The following is a 15,431-nucleotide window of genomic DNA, read 5'->3' on the forward strand; positions in this document are numbered from 1 at the left end:
TTCAGGAAGCGGGTTCGACATCGAATCTTGGACGAACTTGGGAAGTCCGGTACTCACGTAGCACATCACTACGCTCCGTTCCTCCTTCCTCAAGTAGCGTCCAACCTTCTCGGTTCTGAAAGCTGACTTTTTGAACTCTTATTGTATAGGTAAGTTCAAAAAGCCAACTTTGATAACGAAGTAATTCAGGAAGCAGATTCGACATCGAATCTTGAACGAACTTGGGAAGTCCGGTACTCACGTAGCACATCACTACGCTCCGTTCCTCCTTCCTCAAGTAGCGTTCAACCTTCTCGGTTCTGAAAGCCGAACTTTTGAACTCTCATTGAATAGGTAAGTTCAAAAAGCCAGCTTTGATAACGAAGTGATTCAGGAAGCGGATTCGACATCGAATCTTGAACGAACTTGGGAAGTCCGGTACTCACGTAGCACATCACTACGCTCCGTTCCTCCTTCCTCAAGTAGCGTTCAACCTTCTCGGTTCTGAAAGCCGACCTTTTGAACTCTCATTGAATAGGTAAGTTCAAAAAGCCAACTTTGATAACGAAGTAATTCAGGAAGCGGATACGACATCGAATCTTGAACGAACTTAGGAAGTCCGGTACTCACGTAGCACATCACTACGCTCCGTTCCTCCTTCCTCAAGTAGCGTTCAACCTTCTCGGTTCTGAAAGCCGACCTTTTGAACTCTCATTGAATAGGTAAGTTCAAAAAGCCAACTTTGATAACGAAGTAGTTCAGGAAGCAGATTCGACATCGAATCTTGGACGAACTTGGGAAGTCCGGTACTCACGTAGCACATCACTACGCTCCGTTCCTCCTTCCTCAAGTGTTTACTCCGCCGCCGGTAAAAAATCATTAGTGAATGCACTTGCAGCATCCAGCGGTTTATCCAGCAGCTTCAGACCATACATCCAGTCACCGTAATTCTGCCAGACTTCGGTTTTTTGCTCACCCCAGCGGGCAGCGTCATCCTTGTATTTCGGGCTAAGCCATTTCTGGCTAGCTAAGACAAGCTCGGCATCCAGTTCAGGAACAGCCTTGGATAACGTGGCGGCAGCCTCTTCTGGATGATCAATCGCATATTGATAACCTTTCGATGTGGCTTTCAGGAAAGCCTTCACCAAATCTGGATTCTCAGAAATTTGCTTCTCACTCGTTGTCAGCACAGGGGTGTAATAATCGAGCTGAGGCGCATAATCCTTCAAGTACAGCATATCCAGCGGCTCACCACGCAGTTCGGCTTCAATACCAGTCCAAGCGTAGAAGATCCAAGCGAAATCAATGTCTCGTTTTACGGCTGTGAAATAATCTGCTTCCCCAATGCTGACGAGCTTAACCTTCTTCACGTCGCCACCTTCAGGGTCCATGATCGCTTTCATGGCTGCTTCTTCAGCGGGAGAGCCCCAACCGCCGTAGGTTTTACCTTCAAAATCTTTTGGCGATTTAATATTGCGGTCCACTGGAGCGGCGAATCCCGACGTATTATGCTGAATAATGGCTGCAATCGAGACAAGGGGGACGCCTTGCAGTCGAGCTAGAGTCAATCCTTCTTGAGCGCTGATCCCAAAAGCAGCTTCCCCAGAGGTAACCATGGTATCGGAACCTGCGGCGCCGGGTTGAACGATTTCTACATCCAAACCTTCTTCAGCGTAATAACCAAGATCCTTGGCTACGTATAGACCGGTATGATTCGTGTTCGGTGTCCAGTCCAGTGCAACCTTAACTTTGGTAAGATCTTTTGGAGCATTTGATCCGGTCGCTGCATTGGATTCCGCAGCATTTCCTTTGTTTCCAGCTGTATTCCCATTGTTGCTGCCGCATCCGGCAATCGCAAGAATGAGCATACAGGTGAGGCTCAGCATGAGTGCTTTCTTGACTTGCATGTCTTCTTCTCTCCTTTAAGGTTGCCAGATCCCGTCATCCAACATGAACCATAAAGTGTAGTATGTACATTTCTTCTACATCTTTTGTGATCTACACAAAAAAAGCGCCCCGAGTGATCGGGACGCTGGCTTGGCGCAAGGTTAGTAAAGGTCACAGGGACCAAAACCAATTGGCGATTCCTACGCTGGCATTATCCAGATCAGGTATAAGGGTCAGTATCTTGTGGGATACAATCTCAGCCGGCCAATTCCAGCACCCCTGGTTCTATGAAGTTAACGGGTATTTCCACGTGCAATATAAGTAAGTATAAGTTTTCATCTATACTTTATGTCTTATATTTCTCGCATACGGTGTATTATAGACGGCTGTTCTCGGAATGTCTAGTAGCATGCTCCTAAATTTTTCAAGTCTATGGATCCCTTTTCATTAGTCTAGATCTTTATATTTCTTGCGGTGGCGCCTCTTGAGCTCACTAATCAGCGCATTTAGCGTGAGGACTACACTTACTAGAATACCTGTCACGGTTACAAAGAGGGCGAGGAATTCAAAAGAAGAATATTCGATCATTTTACTCCATTCAATCTTTCCCTTTAGATCATCAATGACCTGATTCATGCCGTAAATCCCGCTGACCACCGTAAATACAGTGAGAATCATCAACAGATTATCACGACGCTTCGACTGAAATTTATCCTGATATTGAAACAGGTCGGTCAAGGTTACTTTTACTTCGCCGAAAAGGGCATCATTACCGTAAACTTTGCGAAGCTGAAGAAAAATCTCCCGCCCCTGCGACTGTGAAACCAGCTCCAAGAAATAAAACTTCGCTGAAAATTTATTAATCGAAAAGATTAGATTGTCTATTTCATCATAATCGTGATTAATACGGAGTCGGGAGTGCATATTCGCGAGCTTTAGCAGAACGATTTTATGGAAAATACTTAATAGAAGTCCGTAATAATATTCCCCGTACATTTGGTTGGCAAGCCTAACGGCGATCTTCGGTTCAGCTCGGGTCAGGCAGCAAAAGGTCTGCTCATTCATCAAATAATAAGTGTCCGGACCCCAGCGATTATAAGTATGCTCTTTACAGTAGTGCTCAATATATTCGGGATCGCTGGCACTAATAGTAGGCTCTCCGTTCAGATCCATTCCATCTAGCTGAGAAGCACGATAGCGGAGTTCTACAGTAATTTCTTCTGTATTCTCCTCATTCTGAAAGCCGTAAAAGGCTTGAACCTGCATTCTTTCATCTACGAAAAAGGGTAGTGTCTCGAAATAAGCCCCATTGATATCCGAATGATCTAGAAAAGGCTCCAGTCCATCCACCAGATTTCGGAAGACGAAATCCTCCACCATCTCAAAGGTTTGTTCCCCGCAATGGATATAGGTATAGTCGTCAGGTATGAAGGTGTTCTCCAGTTTTCGAAAGCGGTCTGCGAATTCAAGTGCAGTACTATAGGGGATCGACTCCCCCTCAAGCTGGACCCATATGGTCACGAAGCCAAGTTGAAAAGGACATATGAATAAATCTGTCGAGAGAACCTTGAAATCTACGGATTGCTGCGGCATCTCCAGCATACAGTCTAGATTATTTACTCTAGAAAAACGACGGAAAGAATCCACATCCCTCTGACGTGGAAAGAGGACATGTGCGGCAAATGGCAGATAGGTGCGCTCCATTCTTTCATGGGAGACACAGTAACCATCTCCATAATAGGCAGCTTCCAGCGCTTTATTATCCAGAAAAAAACGTGTGAATCCATCATCCTGCAATTGCTGGATGAGCAGATCACATTACCCTAAAAGGATTAAGTTGATACAAGTCTAAACACGAGAACTTTTTGCTTTCACCGTTTGGCTCGATTGGAATCTCCATGCGGCAATGCTCAGCAAGAACAAGAAGGCGGCAAAAGCGGCAAGTAACCCTGCGGTCTGTGCCACCTTTAGATGGTCCATAGACCAGCCCATGAATAGGGGTAGCAGAGCTCCACCGACACCTCCAGCAGCGATCATTATGCTGGGTGTCGACTCTTCGGCTCCTGGCAGCATCTTGCTGGAGAAGACTAGAGCAATGGAGAAAATACCGGACATAAATAGCCCCAGCAGCAGAATGACAATGAACGCAGCCATTCGATTTTCTGTGAACGGAAAAAGAGCCAGCAGTAACAAGGTCAGTAAACAGCTACTCAAAATATACATGCGATAAGAAATTTTCTCTGCGATCACTCCAGCAAACAGTCTTCCTGTAGACATAGCTAGCCAAAAGAAAGTGACTGTCAGCGCCGCTGCAGATTCCGTCATCCCTAGCTTGGCGATAAAGATGGCGGGCATAAAGTTGACCAGACTCATCTCCGTGCCTACATAAAGAAAGAAGAAAAGTATGAAGATGCCAAGCAGAATCCATTGCTTCCCTTTATACGGAAGTCGTGTGCTGGATCGCGAAGAAGCTGAGACTTTACGAGGAGCTCGCTCATCCAGTATGCGCTGCAGATTCCCGAAATGACCTCTTCCCCAGAGGATGAGAGAAATGAATGAGAAGGCAGCAACAATTAGAAATGCCAACCTCCATGCTCCGTTAGCAATGAGCGGACTGGCGATTAGCGGCATCACGAGTGCTCCTATCCCAAATAGGACTTCAAGTCGGCTCATCGCAATCGCGGTTCCTTCTGTCACAGCTCCGATAATGATGGTGCCGATGACGGCTTCGATCATGCCGAAACCAAAGCCAGCCGCAACAGCGATGACATACATCCACCCCCAAGGTGGTAGAAAAGCATACGCAATTTCAGCAGTCAGGAGAAGAGCGGTGGCGATAATGATGCCTCCTCGTTTGCCAAAACGGCGATTGAGTAGGGGAGAGACAAGCACACCAGCCAGAAAACCAGCGAATTGACTAAAGATTAATTGCCCGCCGGCACTGTAATTTTGGTCATAATGCTGTAGCAGAACGGGAAGAATAGATCCCAGCACTACATGAGCAAGTCCAATGACAAAGTAGGAAAGACAGCCGATCCAAATCAGTTTTTTCACGAAATAGGCTCCTTATCTAGAATTATAACAAGCACCATAGTTATGATAAGTCCAAACAGTGAGCTTGGGTATATAAACTTTTGTTTATATGCATGAAGGGAGAGATTTACGTAATGGATAACAAACAACTAGAGCAACTCATTATTAAGGCACTGGATGCTAACAAGTTCGGTTCCTTTGGTACGATCGAAGAAGGAAATAAGCCCAAAGTTCGTTATATGGCCATTTTCCATGAAGAATTGAAGATTTTTTTGGCTACGAATCGCAAGACGCATAAAGTGGAGGAGTTATCTGATAATCCAAATGCATTTTTGCTGCTTGGATATGAGTCAGGCGGAAGCAAAGATGTGCTGGAGATTGAAGCAACCGTTGCCGTTTCTAAGGATGAAGGACTGCGCACCAAGGTGTGGAATAAAGAGCTAGAGCCATGGTTTACAGGACCAGGCGACCCTAATTATGTGATTCTGGAGCTTACTCCAACACGTATCGAGTACATCGGTAGTAATAAAGAGCATGGCGTTTGGACCCCCTAAGCCAATTTCAAATGATTCTTATAGCCTTCCTATCCTACTGAGGATTAGGAGGGCTTTTTTAAAAGATAAGTCCCTGAGTGTCCTGTTAAAACATGTTATAATGACTTCAACTTTTTAGGTAATCATTCAGGGAGGATTTGAAATACATGACCGTTACTCTGTTATATATTGAAGATGATCGTGAAATCGGCAGCGTCGTGTCTGCGGATTTAAGTGAGCGGGGGTATAGTGTACGCTGGCTGCGGAGCGGGGAGGGAGCGTCTGAGGAAGCTGCGCCTTGTCAATTGGCTATTCTGGATGTAATGCTTCCGGGCCTGGATGGGTTTACTGTCGGACAAAGATTGAAGAAGGCGTACCCTAATCTGCCGATCTTGATGCTCTCAGCACGAACCTCGATCGATGATAAACTGCAGGGACTGGAGTTCGCGGATGATTATTTGACGAAGCCTTTTCATCCTGATGAATTGGCAGCCAGAATTGAAGTGCTGCTCAGACGGAATGGAGCAGTTGTTCAGGATTCGCTCACGCTTAAGCACCTTATCGTATATGAAGGGGATAACCGGATTATAAATGCTCAGACTCAGGAAGAAGTCATGCTTACGGGTAAGCAATTTCAGATTTTTTCTTATTTGCTGCGTCATCTCGGCCAGATAATGACGAAGGAGCAGATCTATGAAGCCGTCTGGGGAGAAACCTATCTCGAAGGGGATAAAACTTTGATGGTACATATCCGTTATTTGCGTGAAAAGCTGGAGATTGATCCAGGTAATCCGGAAATTATCGAAACTGTCCGTGGGATCGGATACCGGGTAAGAGCATGAGAGGATTAGACCGCATTCGCAAGCAGCGCAGCTCCTCATTGTTATCGGGGTATTTGCTTATTATCGTTTCTGCACTGCTATTTATTCCTGTGGTTCTTCCGTTGTCCTTTGCTGTCTACAATATGGTTAACGAAGCGACTAAAGGTGCTCCACCTGTAGACACATCCTTATATTCGAATATTGCTGCGCTGGAGAATATGTGGCATAAAGAGGCACTTCACTTAGAAAATGCTTCTACGGAAGCTATAAATGAACGGCTACATGAACTGAGTCGGAAATACACTGAGACCACTATGTTTTGGGTAGATGGGCAGGGAATGACCCAGTTGATTCTTACACCTGATGAAGGTGATCCGGATAAGATTTATAGCGGAGTTCCTGATCAGTGGACTGCGGCTGAGGCTATTTATTTTATGAAAGAAAGTACGAAGCTAGATCCTTTAGCCATCGTTGCCTTCATGGGGGACAAAGTGGAAGCAGGTAAAGGGTTTATGGTGATGCAAATTCCAAGAAAGCTGCTAAACAAAGGGGCTTATGGGGGAGTCGGGGCTTGGGCTTGGTATTACTTTGTGCTCTTTGCTCTTTTTGGAGGGTTCGCTCTGGTTTCTTTGCTATTCTTTAGAAAAATACGTAAACGGCTACTACAGCTACAAACCGCGATGACGATTACGGGACCAGATCGAATGCCTAAATCTATAGCGACAGGCAAACCAGATGAGATCGGCCGACTGGAGGAAGCTTTTAACACGATGGTGGCGAAGCTTGACGCAAGTCGAAAGAGGGAACTGGAAGAGGAGGAACTACGCAAACGTCTAGTATCCAACCTATCTCATGATTTGCGTACACCGCTAACAGTTATCCGCAGCCACATCCATGTAATGACTAAGGAGAACTTAACCCCACAAGGGCAACAGTCCTTACAGCTCATGGATAAGCGTATCGCGGATCTTAGCGTCTTGATCGAGAATCTTTTATCCTACAATCTTCTCAACAGCGGACGGATCACCTTGAAGCGGGAGCGTAAGGATGTCTTGCGCTTGTTGCGGGAAAGTGCCGCTGCTTGGTACCCCGTATGGGAAAAAGAGAACTTCGAGATCGATATTGATCTGGAGGCTGAACCGCTATTCTGGATGGTGGACGAGGTGTGGTTTCGCCGTATTCTTGACAATCTGTTTCAGAATATAGTTCGTCATGCTAGCAGTGGTCTTTATGTAGGGATTTCTACCGAGTCCCGCAATGGGCAACGTGTCATTATGATTACGGATCATGGTAGAGGCATCCAGAGTCCATCCGATTACAAAGGAGTAGGATTAGGGCTGTCTATTGTGGATCTATTGATGAAGCATATGGAGCTAGAGTGGGATATGGAGAGTACAGGAGTAGGCACCTCCGTTGTAATTTTTATTCCGCATGATGAAATTTAAACAAAACTTAAACTTCGTGCCGCCTTGTTCTTAACCTTGGGACGTTATGCTATATACCGAGGTGAAGAACATGAAAGAAACAGTGATTGAAACGAAGGACTTATTGAAAAAATACCGTGGCCGGGCTGCGGTGGAAAATTTAAATTTGAATATCCGCAAGGGAGAAATCTATGGCTTTCTAGGCCCAAACGGGGCAGGGAAAACGACGACGATCCGCATGCTGCTTGGACTGATTACTCCGACATCAGGAAGGATTGAAGTGTTCGGTCAGGATCTTCGCAAGCATAAGCTGCAAATTTTACGGAAGGTAGGGTCGCTTGTCGAATCGCCATCTTATTACGGGCACTTAAGCGCTGTGGATAATCTCGAAGCCATCCGGCGTATTCTTGGTGTTCCGAAGTCACGGATTGCTGAGGTGCTTGATATTGTTTCCTTAACAGGGGAAGAGAAACGTCCAGTTAAAGGGTTCTCCCTCGGGATGAAGCAGAGACTAGGTATTGCTGCTGCCTTACTCGGGGAACCGGAGCTGCTTATTCTGGATGAGCCTACGAACGGACTTGATCCGTCAGGGATTCAGGAAATTCGCGGGCTGATTAAAAGATTGCCGCAGGAACAAGGGATTACTGTCGTAGTATCCAGTCACCTGCTTAGTGAAATTGAGCAAATGGCTGATACCGTAGGCATCATTCGCCAAGGGCGAATGGTGTACCAAGATAGTATAACGAATCTGCAGCGTCAGGCCGGTGGAGAAATGCGTCTAGCGGTCTCAGATCCAGAGTCCGCGCTGCGTCTCGCAGAAGAACGGGGATACGCAGGGGTACTTCAAGACCAAAATTTGGTCTTCTCCCGGATGATCGATGCAAGAGTAGCCTTGCTAGTCAAAACCTTGGTAGAGAATGGGCATGCCATCTATCGTGTAGAGGAGCGGAGACAATCGCTTGAGGACTTCTTCCTGCAGGTTGTAGGAGGAGAGGAATCATGATGTGGCGGGCGCTGTCGGCGGATTGGCTCAAAATCCGTGGCAAAGGACTCTGGTTTCTAGTGTTTCTTGGACCTCTTGGACTTGTAGCCATGCAGGGCCTGAACTTCGGCCTACGATATGATTATCTTCGCGAACAGTATAGCGCGGATTTATGGGGTGGACTTCTGGACAATGTAGCCTCATTTGTGCCCATTGCTCTTTTTCTCGGAGGGACCTTAGTATGCTCGCTGATTGCGAATGTTGAACATCAGATGAGTTCATGGAAGCAGCTCTTGGCATTGCCTATCTCTCGTACTTCAGTATTTATGGCTAAGCTGGTGCTCTGTCTGCTGCTTGTCGCGGTTTCTTGCTTGCTACTCTCGGTGGGTACAGTTACTTTAGGGCTCATTCTGGGATTTAAAGCTGAACTTATTCCGTACTTGGATGTGCTCCGAATTGGTTTTATGTCTTATATTGCGGCGTTGCCGGTCATCGCTTTGCAGCTGTGGCTTTCCTTGGCTAATCGTAATCAGACATTGCCGGTTGCTCTTGGGATTACCTTATCTCTAGTGTCTATCTTCTCCATGTTCCTTTCGGAATGGTTTCCTTTAACATGGCCATATATGGCTTGGGATTCTTCTCATCGTCTCTTGTTTAGCGGTGCGGGCTTGCTGCTGGGGATGCTGGTGCTTTTGCCGGGTGCAGTGCACTTCGCAAGAAAGGATGTGGATTAACGATGAATTCATTTTGGAGAGTGCTATCCGCAGAGCGATTAAAAATGTCTAAATCATATGTCTGGATTTTAGTTATAGGTAGTCCGATTTTAGCATTGCTTCCTGGGGCATTGGCAGATAATCAAGGGGAGAAGATGAGTTGGGAATTGCTGTTGAATGTGATGTCGATGATGCATGCCTTGCTGTTTCTACCTGTGCTGTCGGGTATTTTTGCTGCGCTGATCTGTCGTTATGAGCACCATGACGGAGGCTGGAAGATGTTGCTGTCTCTGCCTGTGACTCGGTTATCGGTGTATCTTTCAAAATATGTGATGATCATCGTTTTGCTGGCTGCGGTTCAACTAACGTTCCTCGTGATGGTGCTGGGAATGGGCTTCTTCCGAAATGTTCCTGATCCAATCCCTTGGTCGCTGCTGTTAAGTTCGGTATTTGGCGGCTTTGTTGCCTGTTTACCACTCGCTGCACTGCAACTGGCCATCTCCCAAGGCTGGAGCAGTTTCGGCGCACCACTGGCGCTTAATGTGAGTCTGACCATTCCCAATATGCTGATTGCCAATTCTTCAACCTATGGCCCCTATTATCCTTGGGTACAACCGATGTTGGCCATGATGCCGTATGGTGATGATACGTTTGGGGCTTTTAATTTACCGTTTGAAACGCTGATGATGGTTGTAGGCGGTAGCTTTATTGTGTTTTTTGCGGCGGGACTGATTTCCTTTTATCGTAAAGCGGTCTGATTTGCAGCGAGGCTTCTAAACGCCTTCTCAATGGACATCCAGAGCTCGTTTTCATATAATTGAAGAAAACAATCAGCGAAGCTGACTAGCTGGTGGAGGAGGCGATAGCATGGAGCCAACGGCATTAGAAGATTGCGATAACACATGCAAGGGTTCGGAGCTTGAACCGGAATCCATTGCATTGATCCTGCCTGACCGAGAAATTACGGATAAAATGGCAGAGATGTTCAAAGCGTTGGGTGATCCAACACGAGTGCGGCTCATTTACGCTTTGTCCCAGAAAGAATTATGTGTACATGATTTGTCCGTGATCCTTGATATGGGCCAATCTGCGATATCCCATCAGCTCCGTTATTTACGGAATTTACGAATCGTAAAGCGGCGTAAAGAAGGGAAGACGGTATTCTATTCGCTCAACGATGCACATGTGGAGCAGATCTTTCTGCAGACACATGAGCATGTCCGTCACGAATAGCTATAATTTTCAAAAACAAAGGAGCAGTTCTCCGATTATTGGAGAACCGCTCTTTTTGCGTTAACTAGATTGATTTAGGTTGCTCGGCATGGTTGGTTTTCTAAAAGATAGAGCCAGCCAGCCACAATGCACAGCGAGTACGAGAAGGATGAATAGATCAATTCCACCCATATAGTCGCTTTGTATTATCGTTACCCACAAACTGAATCAGATGATGTACAAAATGAAACAATATCAGCGGTAGAATATTATTATTTTTCAGCATCAACAATGAAAGCACAAAACCGATCAGAAGAGCATATACGAGCTGTAGAAGGATTTGCGTCATGTCTGTACCGGATAATGCATTAAGTAAGTGGGTAATAGAGAAGAGAATGCTTGAAATAATCACAGCCGTTTTAGCACCCTTAGTGTGCAGAGTCTTGAAAATCAATCCACGGCAGATACAGCCAATAGTAACAGCACCTCATATTTTCGTGAAAAGGTCAATTTATTTAATTTTTATGGAAGCGGAGAAAAATGGTGTATATCGCGTATTGACCTTCAAAAATAAAGGGAATATAATAGCAATAAGAAAACATATGAACAAGTGCTCATATATGTCTTTTATTTGAGGAGATGTGCCGTATGGATACGATGCAAGGAAAAGTAAAACGTCAGTGGGAATTAGAAGGCTTGGATTGTGCCAGTTGCGCAATGAAAATTGAAGATAAAGTGAAGAAGATTGAAGGCGTATCGTCCTGCTCCGTTAATTTTGTTACGAAGACAATGACGATGGAAACCGCCGAAGGTTATGAGGAATCGGCAATTGTAGAAGCAAAGAAAACGGTGAAGGCACTTGAGCCCCATGTAAATGTGAAAGAGAAGGTTACGGGTAGTCAAAAGCTGCATAATAACAGTGGTCATCAGCATGATCACAAACATGGCCACGAACACGATCATCAGGCTGCAGACGGACATAAGCACGAAGACGCTGATGGTCACAGCCATGGTCACAGTCACGAGCATGGGGAAGGCGATACCCGTAAGATTCTATTGCGGCTAGGTGGCGGTGGGATACTCGCTCTTGCCGGAATATTCTTACCAGTGGAGGGTGTAGTAGAACTGCTGATTTTCTTAGCAGCCTATCTCATTGTGGGTAGTGAGGTCGTCTGGCAGGCGGTCAAGAACATTATCCGGGGTCAGGTGTTCGACGAGAATTTCTTGATGGCTCTCGCAACCATCGGCGCTTTTGCGATTGGTGAGTATCCAGAGGGCGTAGCGGTTATGCTCTTTTACCAAATTGGAGAACTGTTTCAAGGTCTGGCTGTAAACCGTTCACGCCGATCTATCACGGCACTTATGGATATCCGTCCCGAATTTGCTTATCTTAAGCTTGGAAATGATCTAAAACGAGTCTCCCCTGAGGAAGTAGCGATCGGTGATGTGATTGTTGTGAAACCGGGTGAGAAGGTACCTCTGGACGGAACGATCCTTGAGGGAAGCGCCATGATGGATACATCAGCACTTACCGGGGAATCTGTACCACGTTCGGCTGGACCAGGAAGTACGGTATTAAGTGGGTTTATTAATCGGAACGGTGTTATTACGATGCAAGTCACTCAGACCTTTGGAGAATCAGCTGTATCCAAAATTCTGGAACTAGTGCAGAATGCTTCGAGCAACAAGGCCAAAACCGAGAACTTTATTACTAAGTTTGCACGGGCCTACACACCTATAGTAGTGATCACAGCTGTCCTGCTAGCTGTCGTTCCTCCGCTAGTGATTAGCGGTGCAACCTTTTCAGATTGGATTTACCGGGCGCTTGTATTCCTCGTAATCTCATGTCCATGTGCGCTTGTGGTCTCGATCCCACTTGGTTTCTTCGGAGGGATTGGTGCAGCTTCACGCAGTGGTATTCTGATTAAAGGAAGCAACTATCTTGAAGCGTTGAATGATGTGAAAGTAGTGGTCTTTGATAAGACCGGAACGTTGACTAAGGGGCAGTTTAAAGTAACGGGAATATATCCGTCGGGTGGCAGGTCTAAGGATGAACTGCTGCGGACTGTCGCTTATGCGGAGAGCCATTCGAATCATCCGATTGCCGAATCGATTCGAACGGCTTATGGAGAACAGATTTCTAAGGAAGCGATCTCGAATTACAACGAAATCTCTGGTCATGGTATTGAAGTAACGATTGAAGGGAAGACCGTACTTGCAGGTAATGCGCGCTTGATGGAGCGAGAGGGTATTGCTTATGTGGTGCCAGAGCAGAGCGGGACAGTTGTTCATATAGCGGTGGATCATCAGTATGGAGGTTATCTGGTGATTGCTGATGAAGTGAAGGAGGACTCGCAGCAGGCTATTCAGAGCCTCAAGAAGCTTGGCATTCGTAAAACGGTGATGCTAACTGGCGATGCTTCTTCTGTAGCTGAAGATGTTGGGAAGCAGTTAGGTGTAGATGAGGTGCACGCTGAGCTTTTGCCGCAGCATAAGGTAGAGGCCATCGAGAAGCTGGACCGTGAAAAGTCACATCGCGAGAAAATTATTTTTGTCGGTGATGGAATTAATGATACCCCAGTACTAGCTAGAGCAGATGTTGGGATCGCAATGGGCGGACTGGGCTCCGATGCTGCGATTGAAGCGGCAGATATCGTAATTATGACCGATGAACCTTCGAAGATTGCTGTAGCTATCGGCATTGCGAAGCGTACACGGATGATCGTATGGCAAAATATTATTTTCGCTTTAGGCGTTAAAGCTATATTTCTTATCCTCGGTGCATTTGGGATTGCCACGATGTGGGAAGCTGTATTCTCAGACGTTGGGGTAACCGTACTTGCTGTGTTGAACAGTATCCGAGCATTAAAGGTTAAAGATCAAGGATAAAAAAATCGCTCTTTGAGGTATTGGTGTTACTTACCGATCCCCAAAGAGCGATTTCTTTCGTTTGCAGGAGATTAAATGTTGTCTTCCAAGTGTAGGTTCTCAATGCCTGAGCGAACGATGCTGCAGGAGGCGTTGAATTTCCCCGCTTCTTCGGTGTTTAGGTTAAGCTCCAGTAGTTCTTGAATTCCAGTGTTGCCAATAATGGCAGGCACGCCGGTACATACACCACTTTGCCCGTACTCTCCGTCCAGAATTGCGGATACGGCAATGATCTTATGCTCATCATTTAGAATGGAACGAGTAATGTAGGCCAGTGCACTGCCAATACCGAAATGTGTGGAACCTTTTTTGGTAAATATCTCCCAGCCGGCATCTTTGGTCTTGCGGGAGATATCCTCCAGATCCAGATGGTGGAACCGCTCTCGATGCTGCTCCATAATTTGCAGGATGGGCTTGCCGCCAATCGTCACATGCGACCAAGCAACAAACTGGGATTCGCCATGTTCTCCGAGCGCGTAGCCGTTAACACTGCGTGGGTCTATGGAGAACACATCAGACAGCAGTGTCTTTAGGCGCGAGGAGTCAATGGAGGTCCCCGTACCAATAATTCTGTGGCGGGGCAGCCCTGATATTTTCCATACCATATAAGTGACAATATCGACTGGATTAGCGGCGACTACGAATATTCCATCGAATCCCCCAGCCATGATGTTGGTGATAATTTCTCTAGTAATTACCGCAGAGGCTTCCAGAACGTCCAGCCTTGTCTGTCCCGCTGTTGGATTGGCGCCGGCAGTCAAGATAACTACATCCATTCCTGCACAGTCGCTATGGGTTCCGGCATACACCTTTGTGCGTGTGTTTGTGAAATCCATACAGTGTGAGAGATCAAGTGCTTGTGCCATAGCCCGGTCATAGGTGCGGTCGATCATCATGATCTCATCGCAAATCGCCTGATTGACCATGGAATAGGCACAGCTGGAACCAACCATCCCGGCACCGACGATGGCGACTTTTCTCGATTTACTTTTCAATTGCCTTGACCTCACTCTCTAAAAGTTATACGCAGCATAGCCGTCCAAATGATTCTCAATTCAGTATGAGGTCTCTTGGAAGCTTATCGTTAGGTATGCTTATATTTTAACTTATCCCTTCGCAAGTTACCTAACATCGGAGACAGAAAAATGATTTTTTTCACTTCAAGGTTCAATAGTTAAGAAGCCATCTCAATCGTATGGATTGAGATGGCTTCTTAGGTTAACGATTTATACTTATGACTGTAGGGAATGTGCCTCCGAGGAAGTCATTACCTTATAACGTTTGTACATAAAGAATCTCCAATGAACAATCATACCGAAGGCCAAGATGAAGAACAATCCACCGGACTGTGGGATAGTAACATAACTATTAATAAATTCATGAAGTAAGGTGCGGACTAGAAGAAGTCCAAGCAGAATGAAAGCAAAGCTCTTAGAACGCTGAGCATAGATTTGTCCATCCCGTTGTTCGAAGTTTGTGCTGCGTATTAGAGGATACGCGAAGATGAACCAGCCGATCAGAAAGGCGAGCGCTGCCCACCATAAAGGGAACCTAACTTCAGGTACAACGAACATAGCAAAGCCGGTCGACATCCCGAGAGGTGGAATCCATATTTTTCGAATGGTAACTGGACGTGCGCTAGATTTTAGACGAATGAAAATAACCATTAGCGCCATGAGCAAGGTCCCTATAGTGGAGCCGATATGTAGGAGTGAGGGGTTAATGCTACCCATGATTCACGACCTCTCTATGATTTGAGTCACTTGTATCTTCATTATAACAGAAAAACGATGGCAGAACATTGAAGTGTAGCCGCTGTACGGAGGTAGTAACTCCGTCAGAGTCCAAAAACAAGAAATAGCAGGCCAAGGATAAAGCACCTTGACCTGCCATTTCTAGTTCATTAATATTTTGTTGGG

18 protein-coding genes and 1 riboswitch are annotated in these 15,431 nt (G+C 46.0%); of the genes, 8 read left to right on the plus strand and 10 right to left on the minus strand.

Annotated features, from left to right (window positions below):
- Position 1 precedes the first annotated feature (1 nt).
- The 7 genes from MHH52_RS02115 to MHH52_RS02145 form a co-directional block, all read right to left on the minus strand.
- Positions 2-253 carry a hypothetical protein gene (locus MHH52_RS02115; RefSeq protein WP_340006365.1) on the minus strand — a complete coding sequence of 84 codons (252 nt, stop codon included), beginning with the start codon at positions 251-253 and terminating at the stop codon, positions 2-4.
- Positions 254-284: 31 nt separating this feature from the next.
- On the minus strand, positions 285-437 hold the full coding sequence (locus MHH52_RS02120) for a hypothetical protein (RefSeq protein WP_340006366.1): 153 nt from the start codon (positions 435-437) through the stop codon (positions 285-287).
- 31 nt (positions 438-468) lie between these two features.
- Positions 469-621 (minus strand): hypothetical protein, encoded by a 153-nt coding sequence (locus MHH52_RS02125; protein WP_340006367.1) that lies wholly within the window; start codon positions 619-621, stop codon positions 469-471.
- 31 nt (positions 622-652) lie between these two features.
- The gene (locus MHH52_RS02130; RefSeq protein ID WP_340006368.1) at positions 653-805 is read right to left on the minus strand and encodes a hypothetical protein; all 153 of its coding nucleotides are present in this window, start codon (positions 803-805) and stop codon (positions 653-655) included.
- A gap of 28 nt (positions 806-833) precedes the next feature.
- Positions 834-1,886: an ABC transporter substrate-binding protein gene (locus tag MHH52_RS02135; RefSeq protein WP_340006370.1), complete on the minus strand. Its 1,053-nt coding sequence runs from the start codon at positions 1,884-1,886 to the stop codon at positions 834-836.
- A gap of 160 nt (positions 1,887-2,046) precedes the next feature.
- Positions 2,047-2,157, minus strand: a riboswitch (TPP riboswitch).
- Positions 2,158-2,313: 156 nt separating this feature from the next.
- Positions 2,314-3,663, minus strand: a complete 1,350-nt coding sequence (locus MHH52_RS02140) for a hypothetical protein (RefSeq protein WP_340006372.1) — start codon at positions 3,661-3,663, stop codon at positions 2,314-2,316.
- Positions 3,664-3,714: 51 nt separating this feature from the next.
- A complete protein-coding gene (locus MHH52_RS02145) occupies positions 3,715-4,920 on the minus strand; it encodes an MFS transporter (RefSeq protein WP_340006374.1) in 1,206 nt (401 codons plus the stop codon).
- A 113-nt stretch (positions 4,921-5,033) separates the two neighbouring features.
- Between MHH52_RS02145 and MHH52_RS02150 the strand changes: the two genes are divergently transcribed.
- From MHH52_RS02150 to MHH52_RS02180, 7 genes are all read left to right on the plus strand, one after another.
- On the plus strand, positions 5,034-5,453 hold the full coding sequence (locus MHH52_RS02150) for a pyridoxamine 5'-phosphate oxidase family protein (protein WP_340006375.1): 420 nt from the start codon (positions 5,034-5,036) through the stop codon (positions 5,451-5,453).
- A 146-nt stretch (positions 5,454-5,599) separates the two neighbouring features.
- Entirely contained in the window at positions 5,600-6,274 is a 675-nt protein-coding gene (locus MHH52_RS02155; protein ID WP_313639828.1) for a response regulator transcription factor, read from the plus strand.
- Positions 6,271-7,698 (plus strand): HAMP domain-containing sensor histidine kinase, encoded by a 1,428-nt coding sequence (locus MHH52_RS02160; protein ID WP_340006377.1) that lies wholly within the window; start codon positions 6,271-6,273, stop codon positions 7,696-7,698. The genes MHH52_RS02155 and MHH52_RS02160 overlap by 4 nt, the downstream gene beginning before the upstream one ends.
- Before the next feature lie 70 nt (positions 7,699-7,768).
- Positions 7,769-8,680 (plus strand): ABC transporter ATP-binding protein, encoded by a 912-nt coding sequence (locus tag MHH52_RS02165; RefSeq protein ID WP_313639830.1) that lies wholly within the window; start codon positions 7,769-7,771, stop codon positions 8,678-8,680.
- Complete coding sequence (locus tag MHH52_RS02170; protein ID WP_340006378.1) at positions 8,677-9,393, plus strand: ABC transporter permease; 717 nt, start codon at positions 8,677-8,679, stop codon at positions 9,391-9,393. The genes MHH52_RS02165 and MHH52_RS02170 overlap by 4 nt, the downstream gene beginning before the upstream one ends.
- A gap of 2 nt (positions 9,394-9,395) precedes the next feature.
- Positions 9,396-10,130 (plus strand): ABC transporter permease, encoded by a 735-nt coding sequence (locus tag MHH52_RS02175; protein ID WP_340006380.1) that lies wholly within the window; start codon positions 9,396-9,398, stop codon positions 10,128-10,130.
- Between the two features lie 109 nt (positions 10,131-10,239).
- Positions 10,240-10,605, plus strand: coding sequence for a metalloregulator ArsR/SmtB family transcription factor (locus tag MHH52_RS02180; protein WP_042184384.1), 366 nt, complete (start codon positions 10,240-10,242; stop codon positions 10,603-10,605).
- Positions 10,606-10,762: 157 nt separating this feature from the next.
- Here MHH52_RS02180 and MHH52_RS02185 read toward each other — a convergent pair whose 3' ends face one another.
- Complete coding sequence (locus tag MHH52_RS02185; protein WP_340006382.1) at positions 10,763-11,038, minus strand: CPBP family intramembrane glutamic endopeptidase; 276 nt, start codon at positions 11,036-11,038, stop codon at positions 10,763-10,765.
- A gap of 194 nt (positions 11,039-11,232) precedes the next feature.
- On the opposite strand from MHH52_RS02185, the gene MHH52_RS02190 reads away from it, so the two are divergent.
- The gene (locus MHH52_RS02190; RefSeq protein ID WP_340006384.1) at positions 11,233-13,473 is read left to right on the plus strand and encodes a heavy metal translocating P-type ATPase; all 2,241 of its coding nucleotides are present in this window, start codon (positions 11,233-11,235) and stop codon (positions 13,471-13,473) included.
- A gap of 71 nt (positions 13,474-13,544) precedes the next feature.
- Here MHH52_RS02190 and MHH52_RS02195 read toward each other — a convergent pair whose 3' ends face one another.
- Positions 13,545-14,507 carry an L-lactate dehydrogenase gene (locus MHH52_RS02195; RefSeq protein WP_340006386.1) on the minus strand — a complete coding sequence of 321 codons (963 nt, stop codon included), beginning with the start codon at positions 14,505-14,507 and terminating at the stop codon, positions 13,545-13,547.
- Between the two features lie 237 nt (positions 14,508-14,744).
- Positions 14,745-15,245, minus strand: a complete 501-nt coding sequence (locus MHH52_RS02200) for a cytochrome c biogenesis protein CcdC (RefSeq protein ID WP_340006388.1) — start codon at positions 15,243-15,245, stop codon at positions 14,745-14,747.
- Between the last annotated feature and the right edge of the window lie 186 nt (positions 15,246-15,431).

The sequence above is a fragment of the Paenibacillus sp. FSL K6-0276 genome (genome assembly GCF_037977235.1).
In the GTDB taxonomy this organism is placed as follows: Bacteria; Bacillota; Bacilli; order Paenibacillales; family Paenibacillaceae; genus Paenibacillus_AQ.

Excerpts from the sequence above, each read along its gene's own strand:
- MHH52_RS02135 (WP_340006370.1), bottom strand. The coding sequence starts at position 1,886 with ATGCAAGTCAAGAAAGCACTCATGCTGAGCCTCACCTGTATGCTCATT.
- MHH52_RS02150 (WP_340006375.1), top strand. The coding sequence starts at position 5,034 with ATGGATAACAAACAACTAGAGCAACTCATTATTAAGGCACTGGATGCT.
- MHH52_RS02155 (WP_313639828.1), top strand. The coding sequence starts at position 5,600 with ATGACCGTTACTCTGTTATATATTGAAGATGATCGTGAAATCGGCAGC.
- MHH52_RS02160 (WP_340006377.1), top strand. The coding sequence starts at position 6,271 with ATGAGAGGATTAGACCGCATTCGCAAGCAGCGCAGCTCCTCATTGTTA.
- MHH52_RS02165 (WP_313639830.1), top strand. The coding sequence starts at position 7,769 with ATGAAAGAAACAGTGATTGAAACGAAGGACTTATTGAAAAAATACCGT.
- MHH52_RS02170 (WP_340006378.1), top strand. The coding sequence starts at position 8,677 with ATGATGTGGCGGGCGCTGTCGGCGGATTGGCTCAAAATCCGTGGCAAA.
- MHH52_RS02175 (WP_340006380.1), top strand. The coding sequence starts at position 9,396 with ATGAATTCATTTTGGAGAGTGCTATCCGCAGAGCGATTAAAAATGTCT.
- MHH52_RS02180 (WP_042184384.1), top strand. The coding sequence starts at position 10,240 with ATGGAGCCAACGGCATTAGAAGATTGCGATAACACATGCAAGGGTTCG.
- MHH52_RS02190 (WP_340006384.1), top strand. The coding sequence starts at position 11,233 with ATGGATACGATGCAAGGAAAAGTAAAACGTCAGTGGGAATTAGAAGGC.
- MHH52_RS02200 (WP_340006388.1), bottom strand. The coding sequence starts at position 15,245 with ATGGGTAGCATTAACCCCTCACTCCTACATATCGGCTCCACTATAGGG.